This is a genomic window from Chitiniphilus purpureus, assembly GCF_025642115.1.
GTDB classification, from domain to species: Bacteria; Pseudomonadota; Gammaproteobacteria; order Burkholderiales; family Chitinibacteraceae; genus Chitiniphilus; species Chitiniphilus purpureus.
This window is the reverse complement of record NZ_CP106753.1, coordinates 3,747,422-3,762,899: the sequence shown is the minus strand read 5'-3', so window position 1 is coordinate 3,762,899 and position 15,478 is coordinate 3,747,422. Positions and strand designations below refer to the sequence as shown.

General features: G+C 67.2%; 11 protein-coding genes. 6 read left to right on the top strand and 5 right to left on the bottom strand.

The features are described 5' to 3' along the window. Positions 1-185: 185 nt before the first annotated feature. The 4 genes from gltB to N8I74_RS17430 all read left to right on the top strand — a co-directional run bounded on the left by gltB (position 186) and on the right by N8I74_RS17430 (position 9,418). Positions 186-4,634 (top strand): glutamate synthase large subunit, encoded by a 4,449-nt coding sequence (gene gltB / locus N8I74_RS17445; protein WP_263124453.1) that lies wholly within the window; start codon positions 186-188, stop codon positions 4,632-4,634. A 171-nt stretch (positions 4,635-4,805) separates the two neighbouring features. After that, a complete protein-coding gene (locus N8I74_RS17440) occupies positions 4,806-6,221 on the top strand; it encodes an FAD-dependent oxidoreductase (RefSeq protein WP_263124452.1) in 1,416 nt (471 codons plus the stop codon). A gap of 136 nt (positions 6,222-6,357) precedes the next feature. After that, entirely contained in the window at positions 6,358-7,377 is a 1,020-nt protein-coding gene (gene murB / locus N8I74_RS17435; protein WP_263124451.1) for a UDP-N-acetylmuramate dehydrogenase, read from the top strand. 190 nt (positions 7,378-7,567) lie between these two features. Further along, complete coding sequence (locus tag N8I74_RS17430) at positions 7,568-9,418, top strand: ABC transporter ATP-binding protein (RefSeq protein WP_263124449.1); 1,851 nt, start codon at positions 7,568-7,570, stop codon at positions 9,416-9,418. A gap of 55 nt (positions 9,419-9,473) precedes the next feature. On the opposite strand, the gene N8I74_RS17425 is transcribed toward N8I74_RS17430, so the two are convergent. From N8I74_RS17425 to N8I74_RS17410, 4 genes are all read right to left on the bottom strand, one after another. Next, the gene (locus tag N8I74_RS17425) at positions 9,474-10,073 is read right to left on the bottom strand and encodes a nucleoside phosphorylase-I family protein (protein ID WP_263124447.1); all 600 of its coding nucleotides are present in this window, start codon (positions 10,071-10,073) and stop codon (positions 9,474-9,476) included. Next, positions 10,070-10,426: a RidA family protein gene (locus tag N8I74_RS17420; RefSeq protein WP_263124445.1), complete on the bottom strand. Its 357-nt coding sequence runs from the start codon at positions 10,424-10,426 to the stop codon at positions 10,070-10,072. The genes N8I74_RS17425 and N8I74_RS17420 overlap by 4 nt, the downstream gene beginning before the upstream one ends. A gap of 54 nt (positions 10,427-10,480) precedes the next feature. Further along, the gene (locus tag N8I74_RS17415; protein ID WP_263124444.1) at positions 10,481-10,816 is read right to left on the bottom strand and encodes a cysteine-rich CWC family protein; all 336 of its coding nucleotides are present in this window, start codon (positions 10,814-10,816) and stop codon (positions 10,481-10,483) included. 99 nt (positions 10,817-10,915) lie between these two features. Continuing rightward, positions 10,916-12,142 carry a glycoside hydrolase family 18 protein gene (locus N8I74_RS17410; RefSeq protein WP_263124443.1) on the bottom strand — a complete coding sequence of 409 codons (1,227 nt, stop codon included), beginning with the start codon at positions 12,140-12,142 and terminating at the stop codon, positions 10,916-10,918. Between the two features lie 389 nt (positions 12,143-12,531). Here N8I74_RS17410 and N8I74_RS17405 point away from each other — a divergent pair, with 389 nt between their 5' ends. Then, a complete protein-coding gene (locus N8I74_RS17405) occupies positions 12,532-13,140 on the top strand; it encodes an ankyrin repeat domain-containing protein (protein WP_263124442.1) in 609 nt (202 codons plus the stop codon). Positions 13,141-13,275: 135 nt separating this feature from the next. Continuing rightward, the gene (locus N8I74_RS17400; RefSeq protein WP_263124441.1) at positions 13,276-13,791 is read left to right on the top strand and encodes a DUF4124 domain-containing protein; all 516 of its coding nucleotides are present in this window, start codon (positions 13,276-13,278) and stop codon (positions 13,789-13,791) included. A 524-nt stretch (positions 13,792-14,315) separates the two neighbouring features. Here N8I74_RS17400 and N8I74_RS17395 read toward each other — a convergent pair. Beyond that, on the bottom strand, positions 14,316-15,440 hold the full coding sequence (locus N8I74_RS17395) for an HPP family protein (RefSeq protein WP_263124439.1): 1,125 nt from the start codon (positions 15,438-15,440) through the stop codon (positions 14,316-14,318). Positions 15,441-15,478: the final 38 nt, after the last annotated feature.

The following is a 15,478-nucleotide window of genomic DNA, read 5'->3' as shown; positions in this document are numbered from 1 at the left end:
AAGCCTGCCGTTGCGAAAGCCAATCGTGACGCGGGGTTCAGGGTTTTTCCCGATTGCCGGACAGACCCGGGTTTGGGTTGCGGATAGCACCCTTTGTGGCTAGAATCAAGCCCTTTCGCTTGAATCCGGCCAAGCCGACTTGTCCGGTTTTTTTGGCTTTTTATGGCTTTCGCAAGGTGCCTGTGATGGATAGACAAAGCTGGTTGGAGGGCACGTTATATAGCCCGCAGTTCGAACAGGATAGCTGCGGGTTCGGCCTGATTGCACAGATGGACGACCAGCCCTCGCACTGGCTTGTATCCACCGCGATCAGCTCGCTTGCCTGCCTGACCCACCGTGGTGCCGTCGCCGCCGATGGCAAATCGGGTGACGGCTGTGGTCTGCTGTTCCGCAAGCCCGATGGCTTTTTGCGTGCCGTGGCCCGGGAGGCCGGCATCACCCTGGCCGAGCGCTATGCCGCCGGGCTGGTGTTCCATGACACCGCCACCGCGGTGGGCGACACCTCCATCCGCAACCTGAAGGCCGCCATCGAAGGGCAGGGCCTGGTGTTCGCCGGCCTGCGTGCCGTGCCTGTCAATCCGGAGGCATGCGGCGAATACGCGCTGCGCATGCTGCCCACCATCGCCCAGGTGTTCGTCAATGCCCCCGCCGGCATGGACGACGATGCGTTCGACCGCAAGCTCTACCAGGCGCGCCGCGTGGCCGAGAAGGCCAATCAGGCCGATGCCTCGTTCTATATCCCGACGCTCAATTCCAAGGTGCTGTCGTACAAGGGGCTCGTCACGCCGGACAACCTGCCGGTGTTCTACCTCGACCTGAAGGACGAGCGCTTCGAGTCGAGCCTTGCCGTCTACCACCAGCGCTTCTCGACCAACACCTGGCCGCAGTGGAAGCTCGCGCAGCCGTTCCGCTTCGTGGCGCACAACGGCGAGATCAACACGCTGCACGGCAACCGGCTGTGGGCCAAGGCGCGCGAAGCCATCATGGACAGCAGCCTGCTGGACATGGAGACCGTGCGTCCCATCGTGCAGACCGATGGTTCGGACTCGATGAGCCTCGACAACATGCTCGAAGGCCTGATGATGGGCGGCATCGACGTGTTCCGCGCCTTCCGCATGCTGGTGCCGCCGGCATGGCAGAACGTGGACAGCAACGACCGCGACCTGCGCGCCTTCTACGAATACAACTCGATGCACATGGAGCCGTGGGACGGCCCGGCCGGCCTCGTGTGGACCAACGGCCGCTACGCCGGCTGCGCGCTCGACCGCAACGGCCTGCGCCCGGCGCGCTACGTGATCACGCGCGACCGTCATCTGACCATTGCCTCCGAAGTGGGCACCTGGCCGTACAAGCCCGAGGACGTGGTGCAGAAGGGCCGGGTCAAGCCCGGCCAGATCGTCGCCGTCGACCTTGCCACCGGCGAGTTTCTCGACACCGAGACGATCGACAGCCGCCTCAAGGCCGCCAAGCCCTACCGCGAGTGGGTGAAGAAGCACGCCCAGCATCTGGAGATCGCCGAGGACAAGGGCATCCTGCCGGCCATGGACAAGGTCGAGCGTCTCACCTACCAGAAGCAGTTCCAGCTCACCTTCGAAGAGCGCGACCAGGTGATCCGCGTGCTGGCCGAGGCCGGCCAGGAAGCCGTCGGCTCGATGGGCGACGACACGCCGATGGCGGTGCTGTCGGAAAAGGTGCGCTCGCCGTTCGACTACCTGCGCCAGCAGTTCGCACAGGTGACCAACCCGCCGATCGACCCGATCCGCGAAGCGATCGTGATGTCGCTGAACACCTGTTTCGGCCCCGAGCGCAACCTGTTCAACGAGAGCGAGGTCAATGCACGCCGTCTGGAAGTGCGCTCGCCGGTACTCTCGTCCGACAAGTTCGACGCGTTGACCGGCATGAGCGACCCGGACTACAAGTCGGCCCGCTTCGACATCTTCTACGATCCGGCACAGACCGACCTCAAGACCGCGGTCGAGGCGCTGCGCGCCGCCGTGCTCAGGTCGGTGCGTGAGGACGGCACGGTCATCGTGGTGCTGTCCGACAAGGCCATCGCCCGCGATCGCCTGCCGATCCACGCGCTGTTCGCTGTCGGTGCCGTGCACCACGCACTCGTCGATGCCGGCCTGCGCTGCAAGACCAACATCATCGTCGAGACCGGTACTGCGCGCGATCCGCACCACTTCGCCTGCCTGATCGGCTACGGCGCGACCGCAGTGTTCCCGTACCTTGCGTATCAGACCATCATGGAGCTGATCGAGCTTGGGCAGGTGGAGCTGCCGCTGGAGAAGGCGGCCAACAACTTCCGCAAGGGCATCAACAAGGGTCTGATGAAGATCCTTTCCAAGATGGGGATCTCCACCATCGCCTCGTACCGCGGCGCCCAGCTGTTCGAGGCGGTCGGCGTCGGCGAGGAAGTGATCGGACTGTGCCTGGACGGCACGGTCTCGCGCATCGGCGGGGCCACCTTCGCCGATTTCGAGGAAGACCAGAAGAAGCTGACGCGCCTGGCATTCAACCCGATGCGTCCGCTGCAGCAGGGCGGCCTGCTCAAGTACGTGTTCGGCGAGGAATACCACGCCTACAACCCGGACGTGGTGATGCAGCTGCAAAAGGCGGTGCAGGGCGGCGACTACAAGGAATACCTGAAGTATGCCGATCTGGTGAACAATCGCCCGGTGGCCATGCTGCGCGACCTGATGCAGCTCAGGATCGACCCGGCCAAGGCCATTGCCATCGACGAGGTCGAGCCGCTCGAATCCATCGTCAAGCGTTTCGATTCGGCCGGCATGTCGCTGGGCGCGCTCAGCCCCGAGGCGCACGAGGCGCTGGCCGAGGGCATGAACCGGCTGGGCGGCCGCTCGAACTCGGGCGAGGGCGGCGAGGATGCCGCGCGCTACGGCACGGTCAAGATGTCCAAGATCAAACAGGTGGCGTCGGGTCGTTTCGGCGTCACGCCGCACTACCTCGTCAACGCCGAGGTGCTGCAGATCAAGGTGGCGCAGGGCGCCAAGCCGGGTGAAGGCGGCCAGCTGCCGGGCGACAAGGTCAGCCCGCTGATCGCCAAGCTGCGCTGCTCCAAGCCGGGCATCAGCCTGATCTCGCCGCCGCCGCACCATGACATCTACTCGATCGAGGATCTGGCACAGCTGATCTTCGACCTGAAGCAGGTCAACCCCCAGGCACTGGTCTCCGTGAAGCTGGTCGCCGAGCCGGGCGTGGGCACCATCGCCGCCGGCGTGGCCAAGGCCTACGCCGACCTGATCACCATCTCGGGCTACGACGGTGGCACCGGCGCATCGCCGCTCACCTCGGTGAAATACGCCGGCACCCCGTTCGAACTTGGCCTGACCGAGGCGCAGCAGGTGCTGCGCGCCAACGGCCTGCGCGGTCGCGTGCGGGTGCAGGCCGACGGCGGCCTCAAGACCGGCCTGGACGTGATCAAGGCTGCGGCCATGGGCGCCGAGAGCTTCGGCTTCGGCACCGGGCCGATGGTGGCACTGGGCTGCAAGTACCTGCGGATCTGCCACCTGAACAACTGTGCCACCGGCGTGGCGACGCAGGAGATCAAGCTGCGCTCGAAGTACTTCACCGGCCTGCCGGACATGGTGGTCAACTACTTCACCTTCATCGCGCAGGAGACGCGCGAGCTGATGGCCAAGCTGGGCATCCGCACCTTCGAGGAACTGATCGGCCGCACCGACCTGCTGGTGCTCGCCGACGGCGCCACCGAGCGCCAGCGCAGGCTGCGCCTCGATGTGCTGCTTTCGCAGGGTGACATCCCGGAAAGCGAGCCGCGCTTCTGTGTCGAGGATTCCAATCCCTCGTTCGACAAGGGCGAACTGGCCGAACAGATGGTCAAGGACGCGCTGGCCGGCATCAAGGCCAGGACGCCGCAGCGGTTCGAATACCGGATCCGCAACATCAACCGCTCGATCGGCGCGCGCCTGTCGGGCGAGATCGCCAAGGCGCACGGGGCCGCAGGGCTGCCGGCCGACTGCCTGCATATCAAGCTTGCCGGTTCCGCCGGCCAGTCGTTCGGCGTGTGGAACGCCCAGGGCCTGACGCTCGAACTCGAAGGCGACGCCAACGACTATGTCGGCAAGGGCATGGCCGGCGGCCGCGTGGTGATCTATCCGCCCAAGGACAGTACGTTCAAGTCCGATGACGGTGTGATCGTCGGCAACACCTGCCTTTACGGCGCCACCGGCGGCGAGCTGTATGCCGCGGGCCGCGGCGGCGAGCGCTTCGCGGTGCGCAACTCGGGCGCCACGGCCATCGTCGAGGGCGTGGGTGACCATGGCTGCGAATACATGACCGGCGGCGCAGTGATCGTGTTGGGCGAGACCGGCTACAACTTCGGTGCCGGCATGACCGGGGGCTTTGCGCTGGTCCACGACCCGAAGGAGAAGTTCGCCTACCGCATCAACAACGAGCTGATCGACATCAACCTGATCAATGGCGAAGCCTATGGCGCGGTGCGCGCGTTCCTGCGCGACAAGCTCAAGCTGCATGTCGAGCTGACGGGCTCCTCGAAGGCGGCCGAGCTCCTTGCCAACTTCGACGAGGCGGTCGATTACTTCTGGCTGGTCAAGCCCAAGGCGGCCAAGCTCGATGATCTGCTGAAAGATTGAGACATCCGGGAAGATAGGTAGAGAGACAGGGAAGAGGGAAGAGGGAAGAGGGAAGGGTCAAACCCCCGCTCCTTTGATGATCAGAGATGGCGCCGTGGCTGTTGCCCTTCCCCCTTCTCCCTTCCCCCTTCTCCGCTCGCTGTCCCCTTCTCGCCTTACCGAGATAAACCAATGTCCGACGTATTCCAGTTTCTGAACGTGCCGCGCAATCCCGGCGAGAAGGTGCCGGTGGAAAAGCGCAAGTTCGTGTTCCGCGAGATCTACGAGCCGTTGGCCCGGCCCGAAGCCGGTGAGCAGGCAAGCCGCTGTCTGTCGTGTGGCAATCCCTACTGCGAGTGGGAATGCCCGGTGCACAACTACATCCCGAACTGGCTGCAGCTCGTCAAGGAAGGCAAGTTGTTCGAGGCGGCCGAGCTGTCGCACAAGACCAACTCGCTGCCCGAGATCTGTGGCCGCGTCTGTCCGCAGGATCGCCTGTGCGAAGGTGCCTGCACGCTGAACCAGGGCGGTTTCGGCGCCGTGTCGATCGGCTCGGTCGAGAAATACATCACCGACGAGGCGTTCAAGCAGGGCTGGCGCCCCGACATGAGTCAGGTGGTGTGGACCGACAAGAAGGTCGCCGTGATCGGCGCTGGCCCAGCGGGCTTGGGTTGCGCCGACATCCTGGTGCGCAACGGCGTCAGGCCCGTGGTGTTCGACCGCTACGAAGAGATCGGCGGCCTGCTGACCTTCGGTATTCCCGAGTTCAAGCTCGAAAAGGACGTGATCGCCACCCGCCGCAAGGTGATGGAGGAGATGGGCGTCGAATTCCGCCTCAACACCGAGATCGGCCGCGACGTGTCGATTGACGAGTTGCTGCGCGACTACGACGCTGTGTTCATGGGCATGGGCGCGTACAAGTACATGAAGGGCGGCTTCGACGGCGAAAGCCTACCAGGCGTGCTTGAGGCGCTGCCGTTCCTGATCAACAACGTGCGCAACAACCTGGGTACGCTGCCCGAGGGCGAAGCCTTCGTCAGCATGGCCGGCAAGCGCGTGGTGGTGCTCGGTGGCGGCGATACCGCGATGGACTGCAACCGCACGTCGATCCGGCAGGGTGCCAAGCGCGTGATCTGCGCCTATCGCCGCGACGAGGAGAACATGCCCGGCTCCAAGCGCGAGGTGGCCAACGCCAAGGAAGAGGGCGTCGAATTCCAGTGGAACAGCCAGCCGGTCGGCATCGAGCGGAACGCTGACGGCTCGCTCAGGCTCAAGCTGGTCACCACCCAGCTGGGTGCGCCGGACGAGAAGGGCCGGCGTCGGCCCGAAGTGGTGGCAGGTTCGGAGCGCGGCATCGACTGCGATCACGTGATCGTCGCCTTCGGCTTCCAGGCCGAACGCCCGGACTGGTTCGACGCCGCCAGCATCCAGACCGACGAGTGGAGCCGCACCGTCGCACCGTTCAAGCAGCGCTATCAGCACCAGACCAGCAATCCCAAGGTCTTTGCCGGCGGTGACCAGGTGCGCGGCGCGGATCTGGTGGTGCGCGCGGTCTACGAAGGCCGTCAGGCGGCCGAAGGCATCCTGGCGTATCTGCAGGTCTGGTAAGCGGCCCCCCACCATCCTGCCTGCGCGCCCAGCCCCCTGAGTGATCAGGGGGCTTTGCTTTGGCGCAGTGGCCATTGCCGCGGCTCGCCAGTACGGAGGCTGCTGCCGGATAATCGCTCTTTTGCCGGAGTCCCCGATGCCCCTGCCGATCCAGACCGATGTCGACCTGCGCTACAGCAATACGCTGGGTCTGGCCGCGCGCGCCAGCCACCTTGCGGTGCTGCGCGAGCCGGCGCAGCTGGCTGTGCTGGCTGCCGACCCGGCCCTTGCCCGCATGCCATGGCACGTGCTGGGCGGTGGCAGCAATCTGGTTCTGCCCGAGGTGGTGCCGGGCCTGACGCTTAAGGTCGAGATCGCCGGGCGCCGGGTGCTCGGCGAGGACGGACAGGCGGTGTACGTGGCTGCGGGCGGCGGTGAGCCGTGGCACGACTTCGTGCAGTGGACGCTGGCGCAGGGCTGGGGTGGGCTGGAGAACCTGTCGCTGATCCCGGGCACCGTCGGTGCCGCGCCGATCCAGAACATCGGCGCCTACGGTGTCGAGGTGAAGGATGTGCTGTTCGAGCTGTCCGCCTACCGGCTGGTCGACGGCGAGCGGCGGGTATTCGGCAATGCCGAGTGCGCGTTCGGCTACCGCGACAGCGTCTTCAAGCAGGGCGAGGCCGGGCGCTGGCTGATCGGCGAGGTGGTGTTCCGCTTGCCCAGGTCGCCCGTGCTGCGCACCGGCTACGGCGAGATCGACGCCGAGCTGGCCGCCGCTGGGCTGCCGCACACCCCGGCAGGGGTGGCACAGGCGGTGATCAATGTGCGTCGGCGCAAGCTGCCCGATCCGGCGCTGCTCGGCAATGCCGGCAGCTTCTTCAAGAACCCGCTGGTCCCGGCCGCGACGCGCGATGCCTTGCTGGCCGAGCATCCCACGCTGGTGTCCTATCCGATGCCCGACGGGAGCCACAAGCTCGCGGCCGGCTGGCTGATCGAAGAGGCGGGCTGGAAGGGCCGCAATCTCGGCCCGGTGGGCATGTACGCGCGCCAGGCGTTGGTGCTGGTGAACCACGGCGGCGCCGCGCGCGCCGACGTGGCGGCGTTGACCGCGGCGGTGCAGGCGTCGGTGGCGCAGCGCTTCGGTGTATCGCTGGAGCCCGAACCCGTCTGGTGGTAGGCCCGCGCGGCGCCCGGTAGCCGCCACACGGCCTGCCGTACTGGTGCGTGCGAAGCGCTGCAGTTGGGCAACGCCAAGCAAAATCCGGCGGGATTGTTCCTTGTGATTGGCGTGGTGCTGGCACATGATGGCAGGCCCTCACAGGGGCCCGGCTGTGATCCAGCCTGGCTCCGACGGCAAGGAGCAATGCATGTTCAACTGGTTCGAGAAACGAGTCCATCCCTACCCCGAAGCGCCGCCCACCCAACCCCCGGGCCGCTTCTTCGCCTTCATCTGGGCCGGTACCGCCGGCATGCGCGGCCTGATCCTGATCATGATGCTGCTCACCGCCGCCATCGGTGCCTTCGAAGCATTGCTGTTCAGCATGCTCGGCTCGGTGGTCGACTGGCTGGCGGACGTGCCGCCTGCCGAGTTGTGGACGCAGCATCGGGGCAAGCTGTTGTTGCTGCTGGCGATCCTGCTCGTCAGCCCGGTGCTGATCGCGCTGCAGGCGTTGTGCAAATACCAGGCGCTTGCCGGCAACTTCCCGATGCGGCTGCGCTGGATCTTCCACCGCCACCTGCTCGGCCAGAGCATGAGCTTCTACCAGGACGAATTCGCCGGACGGGTGGCGGCCAAGGTGATGCAGACCGCGCTCGCGGTGCGCGAGACGGTGATGATCATCACCGACATCCTGGTGTTCGTACTGATCTATTTCGTCACCATGTTGCTGGTGCTGGGCCAGTTCGATTGGCTGCTGGTATGGCCGTTCCTGGTGTGGCTCGCCGGCTACATGGCCGCGGTCTGGTATTTCGTGCCGCGACTGGGCAAGGCCGCCACCGCGCAGGCCGATGCACGCAGCCTGATGACCGGGCGCGTCACCGATGCCTACGCCAACATCGCCACGGTGAAGCTGTTCTCGCACAACCAGCGCGAAGCCGGCTTCGTGAAGAGCGCGATGCAGGAATTCATGCAGACGGCCTATCGGCAGATGCGGCTGGTGAGCGGCTTCGAGATCGTCAACCACACCTTGAGCGTGCTGCTGATCACCGGCATCGCCGGCATGTCGCTGTGGCTCTGGCAGCAGGGCACGGTCGGCATCGGCGGTGTCGCGGCCGCAACCGCGATGGCGCTGCGGCTGAATGGCATCTCGCATTGGATCATGTGGGAGATGTCCAATCTGTTCGAGCAGATCGGCACGGTGCAGGACGGCATCGCCACGCTGTCGCGCCCCATCGCCATCACCGACCACGAGCATGCCAGGCCGCTCACCGTCAGCCGCGGCGAGATCCGCTTCGAGCAGGTGCGCTTCGGCTACGACGGCAAGCAGCCGATCATCGATGCATTCGACCTGACCATCCGCCCCGGCGAGAAGGTCGGACTGGTGGGACGCTCGGGCGCCGGCAAGTCCACGCTGGTCAACCTGCTGCTGCGCTTTTACGACGTGCAGCAAGGCCGCATCCTGATCGATGGCCAGGACATCGCGCAGGTGACGCAGGACAGCCTGCGCGCGCAGATCGGCATGGTGACGCAGGATACGTCGCTGCTGCACCGTTCGGTGCGCGACAACCTGCTGTACGGCCGCCCGGACGCCGGCGAGGCCGAGATGATCGCTGCGGCCCGGCGCGCCGAGGCACACGAGTTCATCCTCGAACTGGCCGATCCCAAGGGGCGCACCGGATACGACGCGCACGTCGGCGAGCGCGGGGTGAAGCTGTCGGGCGGGCAGCGTCAACGCATCGCCATCGCCCGCGTCATGCTCAAGGACGCGCCTATCCTGCTGCTGGACGAAGCCACCAGCGCGCTCGACTCGGAAGTGGAGGCCGCGATCCAGGGCAGCCTGTACCGGCTGATGGAGGGCAAGACCGTGGTGGCGATCGCCCACCGTCTTTCCACCATCGCCGCGATGGACCGGCTGATCGTGGTGGACAAGGGGGTGATCGTCGAGGAGGGCGACCACGCCAGCCTGCTGGCGCGCAATGGGCTGTACGCGCGGCTGTGGGCACACCAGAGCGGTGGTTTCCTCGGCGAGGAGGCCGGCGAAGAGGCTGCGGCGGGCTGAGGCGGGCTGAGGCGGGCTGAGGCCGGGCGCGTACCGTCGTGGCGGTGCGTCTGGCTCAGCCGTGCGCGGCCAGGTGCCCGATCAATGTGGTCAGCCCCTGCGCCAGCGCGCGCACGGCGCCGTCGATGTCCCAGGGCGCGTGGTCCACGCTGGCCACGTTGGAGATCGCGCGTACCTGGTAGAAGCGCTGCCCTGCCTGCAGGCAGGCATGGAAGAACGCCGCGCCTTCCATGCTTTCCACGTCGGCATCCTGGCTGGCGATGAAGGGGGCGAGCGCGGCGTTGGCGCTGTTGCCATGCGCCAGTGGCAACGGCGGCGTGGCCGGCAGGTAGGGGCAGTGCAGCACCGTGGGTGCGGCAAAGTCCATGTCCAGCGCCACCTGTGACAGATGGCAAAAGCCGGATGGGGTGAACAGTCCCAGATCGGCCTCGCGCTCGCTGGCGACCAGCACGGTTTCGCCCACCGTGAAGCGCGAATGCGGATAGACCCCGGCGATGCCGGCCAGGATCAGCACGTCGGGGCGTCGCTCGTGGATCAGCCGAGCGGTGGCGTACGCCGCCGCGCTGAGCCCGATGCCGCAGAACGCCACCTCGGCCGCCGGATGCGTGAAATGCCGCGCCTCGGTGCGGGTCGGGAACAGCACCACGATCTTCATGCGGCTTCCCCGGGCGCGGCGACGAACGCGATCTCGACCCGCATCGCCGGATCGAGCAGCGCCACCTTGACGCAGGCGCGCGCCGGCGCGCAGCCCGGTGGCAGCCACGCCTCCCATTCGGCGTTGAGCGCGGGCACGTCGGCGGCGTCGACCACGTAGATCGTGGCCATCAGCAGCCGCGATTTGTCGCTGCCCATGCGTGCCAGCGTCGCCTCGGCCTGCGTCAGCACCTGCCGGACCTGGCCGGCCATCCCGGTATCCAGGCGCTCGGGCACTTCGACCAGGTGGATGAAGCCGGCGTAGCGGGTGGCATCGGACCAGCGTGGCATAGGGTTGAGGCGTTCGATCGGCATGGCGGTTCCGGCAGTGGGGAAACAGGCCGGCATCATGCCACGGCGCGGCCCGTCTCAGGCCCGGTGCAGTGCCGCATCCAGGCAGGCGGGGCACAGGCAGTCGATGGCGGGGGTGGCTACCGGAAGCGGCGGCAGCTGCATGCACCAGCAGGTGCCCGCGGCGGCGCCACAGCCAAAGGGGGCGCCGCAACCGGCACAGCGTTTGCGTTGCCACCCGGGCGGCACCGGCTGCGCGCCCAGCCGCTGCCACACCCGGGCCTTGCCTGGCGCATCCAACCGCGACCAGGCGGCGATCTCATCCAATGTGCGGTGGCAGCCGCGGCAGGTTTGCGTGGCCGGGTCGAGCGTGCAGACGCCGATACAGGGGGAGGGCAGCGTGGAGGCAGGCATGGCGCGATCTTGCCAGAACCCCGGGTCGCTTGACACGCGTGCCAAGCGGCCCGGGCCAGTTGCCCAGACCCCGCGGCGGCCGCCCGGCCGCCCAGCCCGTCAGTCGCGCAGCGCGTCGTTGATCTCGTCCAGCAGCTCACCCTTCAGGTCGTGCGCATACTCCCAGACCGTCAGGCCGCCCAGGCGCTGTTCCTTCAGGTATTTCACCTTGTGGCGCAGGCTTTCCGGGTCCTCGTAGCTGACCATCACGTCGCCGTTGTACAGCCAGGGCACCTTGGCGGTGTCATCCCAGTGGCGCACGAAGCCATCCTCGTCCAGGAACTGCGCCTTGACGTCATCCCAGGTCGGACTGGCATTGGCGGCCCCGGCGGCGAAGGGCTGGAACAGGCCGTTCTGCGCGCTGTTCACCTCGCGCCAAGCCGCGCCGTAGAACGGCACGCCCATCAGGAGCTTGTTCGGCGCCACGCCGGCGTCCAGATAGACACGCATGCTCTGGTCCGCGCTCCAGCCGCCGAAGGCCGGGTCGTCGGTGCGCTGGAACAGGTTGGAGAAGTGCCCGGTGGTGGCACTCCAGCTGCCATAGGCGCCGTAGGCGGTCACCGTCAGGTAGTCCACCGACTTCACCGTGCGCTGCAGATCGTTCTTCTGCACGAACCACGGGCCGGACGGCACGGCGGCGGTGAGCTGATACTTGCGGCCGGTGCGGGCCGAGAGCCGGTCGAGCGCGGCGCGGGTTTCCTCGAGCAGCAGCGGATAGTTGTCGCGGTCCTTGGGGTCGGTCTTGATCGGCAGCCCCCAGTCCGGCCCCACCGGATACTGCCATTCGATACCGACGCCCGAGAGCTGGTGCCGCTCCACCAGCGCCAGCAGGCTCCCGATGAAGCGGGCACGCCCCTCTGCGGTCATCGCCATGTCCGAGAAGCCTTCGGCGCCCCAGCCGCCCACCGACAGGTTGATCTTCAGGTGCGGATGCTTGCGCTGCAGCTTGGCCACTTCATGCCATAGCGTCTTGAACACCGGCGGCGTCACCCCGTCCGGGCCGGGCGGCTGCGGCTCCAGGTCGCGGATGAACACCGTGCCGTCCGGGCGGATCGAGGCGAAGGCCAGATTGAGCTGGGTGATGGCCTTGCCATCGATGTCCTTGGCCCGCCAGAAGCGCCCGTCCGGCATGGCCCAGGTGCGGATGTAGGCGACGACTTCGGCCCGCTTGGCATGGCCATGGTGCTTGGCGGACTGCGCATCGGGCGCGGCGGCGGCCAGCTGTGGCAACGGGGCGAGCATGCAGGCGAGCAGCGCGCACTGCAATACGGTACGACGATGGATCATGGGATGGGCTCCTCTCGATTCGGTTGTTATGGGTACAGCCCCTCCTGTTTAACGGAGCGCGCCTGCGGCCCGCAATGGGCCGATTTTGGGGGAGCCGCGGCATCGGCCCTGATTTTCAGGCACTGCCCCGCCTTGCTGGCACTCGACCTGCCCGCTGGCGCTGCGCGTGAGCGCCGGCTGCCCGGCGACGGCTTTTTCAGGAATTTTCAGCGGTGTTTTGCGCAAGCTGAGACAAGGCGCCGTGGGCTGCGGACCCGTGCAGGCGGCCCGGGACTGGGGCTGGCATGGGGCGCTGTTGCGTTCCGGTCACGCCATGACGCCGGCCTATCCCGCCCGGGGACGACCTGCTAACCTGCAGTCAGCTTGCAAACCCGTATTCAACTGTCCCCATGCCACTGCCGCGCCTGTTCCTGTGCCTTCCTCCGTGGCGGCTGGCCGTGGCCTGTGCCGTGCTGTGGCCTGCGTCGCTGCCCGCCGCACCCTGCCCCAAGGTGGCCGATCCGTGGCTGACGCTGGCGGTGGCGGTGCGCGAAGGCAGGGAGGCGCAGCTGGACTGCCTGCTGCCCGGGCTGGCGGTGAACGGCCACGATCCGGCGGACCTCTGGGAAAACACGCCGCTGCATCTGGCGGCGCGGCATGAGCAGCCCGGCCTCGTACTGCGACTGCTCAAGGCCGGCGCCGACCCGGACCAGCCCAATGCCGCCGGCCGCTCGCCCCTGCGGCTGGCGATCGAGCACGACGCCAGCGATAGCGCCGCGGCATTGATCCTGTCCGGCGCCCGGATCGACGAGGTGGACGAGCAGGGCCGCAGCCTGCTGTTCTGGGCGGTGGCGAAAAACAACGTCGCCATCGCCAACCTGCTGCTGCAGCGCGGTGCCGATCCGCAACAGCGCGTGACCGGCGTTGACGGCGGACAGGGCTTTACCGTGGGCGAGTACGCCCGAAGACAAGGACAGCCAGCCATGCTGCGACTGTTCGAGACGCCGCGGGAACCCTAGCGGCGCACCAACCAGGAGAGGTGACCCACTGCAGATCAACCGTGCGACAAGGCGGGCGAGGACGATGCCCGCACCCTGTACCGCGTGGGCCATCCGGCCCGGCGGACCGAACAATCGACTGAAGCGGGTTCAACCATGCGTAACCGTCTGATCGTACTTTGCCTTGCGCTGCTGGCTGGCGCCGCACAGGCTGCCGTCTACAAATGGGTCGACGAGAATGGCGTCACCCAGTACAGCAACCAGCCGCCTGAAAACAAGAATGCCCAGCAGGTGAAGACCTTCAGCAACAGCGGCATGACCGGCTCGACGCCGGTCAAGCCCATCAACAAGGAAACGCAGGAGTTCGCCGAGGCGCTGGGCAAGTCACTGCTGAAGACCAAGCAGGCCAGCACGCTCAATTGCACCCAGGCGGTCAAGGATGGGCAGTCCGGCATCGATTCGATGCTGGAGGTGGGGCGCAAGAACTACAAGGACGGCTATGTGGCCAAGGACCAGTACGACCGGTTCAACACCCAGCTCAACCAGGCTCGCGGCCGCTTTTCGGTGGGCGAGTGCCAGTCCAGTTCCGGTCGGGCCCGCGACTTCTACCTGTGCCTGTCCAATCCGAACAACCATGTGATGGGCTGCATGAAGAATTACGGCAACTTCTAGCGGCCGGCCCGCGGTCTTTGTGTCGCCCCCGGGCCGATGCGGATGCCCTGGTGCGGTCTGTGGCATTCCGCCGGCGCACACTGCAGTGCAGGTCTGCGTGCCGGGCAGCGCGGAAACGGCCGTGTGGGATTTCTCCGGACAGTCTGCATCACGATAAGAGCCATTTCCACTGGTCCGACCGCGAATACCGTGGCATCGAACCCCTGCTGTTCCGGGCTGCGCGGTGGCCCCCGCACTTGCGATCTCCAGCCGCTACGGCGAGCGCTACTCCGGCGGCGCCGCGGACCGGAAGTGCCACACCCGGTGGCACCGGCGTCGCACGCTGCGCAGGACGTGCTCAGGGCGGTGTCGTTGTGCGGCGGTCCGCAATAGGCCGCCCTGCTGGCGGTTGACAAGGGCGCCGTGCCTGCGGTGCGCGCCCCTGTCATGCCCGGTACTGCGGCGCTCGGACCAGGCCCGCTGCATCGCCGGCGATGAGGTGCCGTGCTGCATCCCAGGAGCGTCGCCCCGGGGAACCGCGGCGCCTAGGCCACGGCGCGCAGGCGGGTATGGAACAAGGCTGCGACCAGATCACTTTGGCTCATCATGCCGCGGAGGATGCCCTCGTCGTTCACCACCGGTACGTGATGCAGACCCCGGTCGGAGAACAGCGGCACCAGCGCGGCGATGGTGTCCTCTTCATGTGCGGTGATGACGCCGGTGGTCATCACCTGTGAGACTGCCGCTTTGCTGCGCGCCAGCGGCGGCAGGGTGTCGAGCGGTGCGGCGATCAGATCGTGCAGGGTGACGAGCCCTTCCAGCCGGCCCGTCGCCGTCACCACCGGCAATGCCGCGATGCGATGCCGCTCCAGCAACCGGTACGCTTCGGCGCAGGGTGTGTCGGCGTCGACGGTGACCAGGTCGCGGGCCATGAAGTCGGCACAGCGCAACTGGCCGTAGCGCCGTTCGAACGCGTGCTGGAAGGCGCGCGACAGCACGTCCTGCACGTCGTCCTCGTCCACGTCCAGCAGCTCGCCCTGCGCCAGCGCCGCATGCAGGTCGGCCCGGGTGATGCCGGCACGCTGTGTCGGCGGCGGGTCCTGGGTGCGATGGGTCTGGGCCGGCGGCGGCACATGATGGGGATAACGGCGGCGGGCCGCATTGTTGAACACGATGGCCAGCACCGCCATCGACAGGGAGTTGACCAGCACCGGATAGAGCGCGAAGCCGAAGCCCAGCGCATGCACGCCCGGGCCGCCGAGCACCGCCGTCAGCGCCACGGCGCCCCCGGGCGGGTGCAGACAGCGCAGCGAGAACATGACGCCGATCGCCAGCGCCGCCGCGGCGGCCGCGGCGAGGCCCCCGTCGCCCAGCAGCTGGGCACAGGCCACCCCGATCAGCGCCGAGATCGCATTGCCGCCGATGATGGACCAGGGCTGGGCCAGCGGACTGGCCGGCACCGCGAACAGCAGCACGGCTGACGCACCCATCGGCGCGATGAACCAGGGGCTGGCCGCGCCCAGCGCATGCCGCCCCACCCATTCGGTCACCATCAGCCCGATCCCGGCGCCAAGACAGCCGAGCAGCCGCTCCTGCCGGCCCGCGACCAGGGCCTGCGGCCAGAATCCGACAGCCCAGCGGCACAGCCGCCGCCATACGTTCTTGTTCAAGTCACCCCTCTCGCAACGGCGGACGTCGGGCCGGCGGC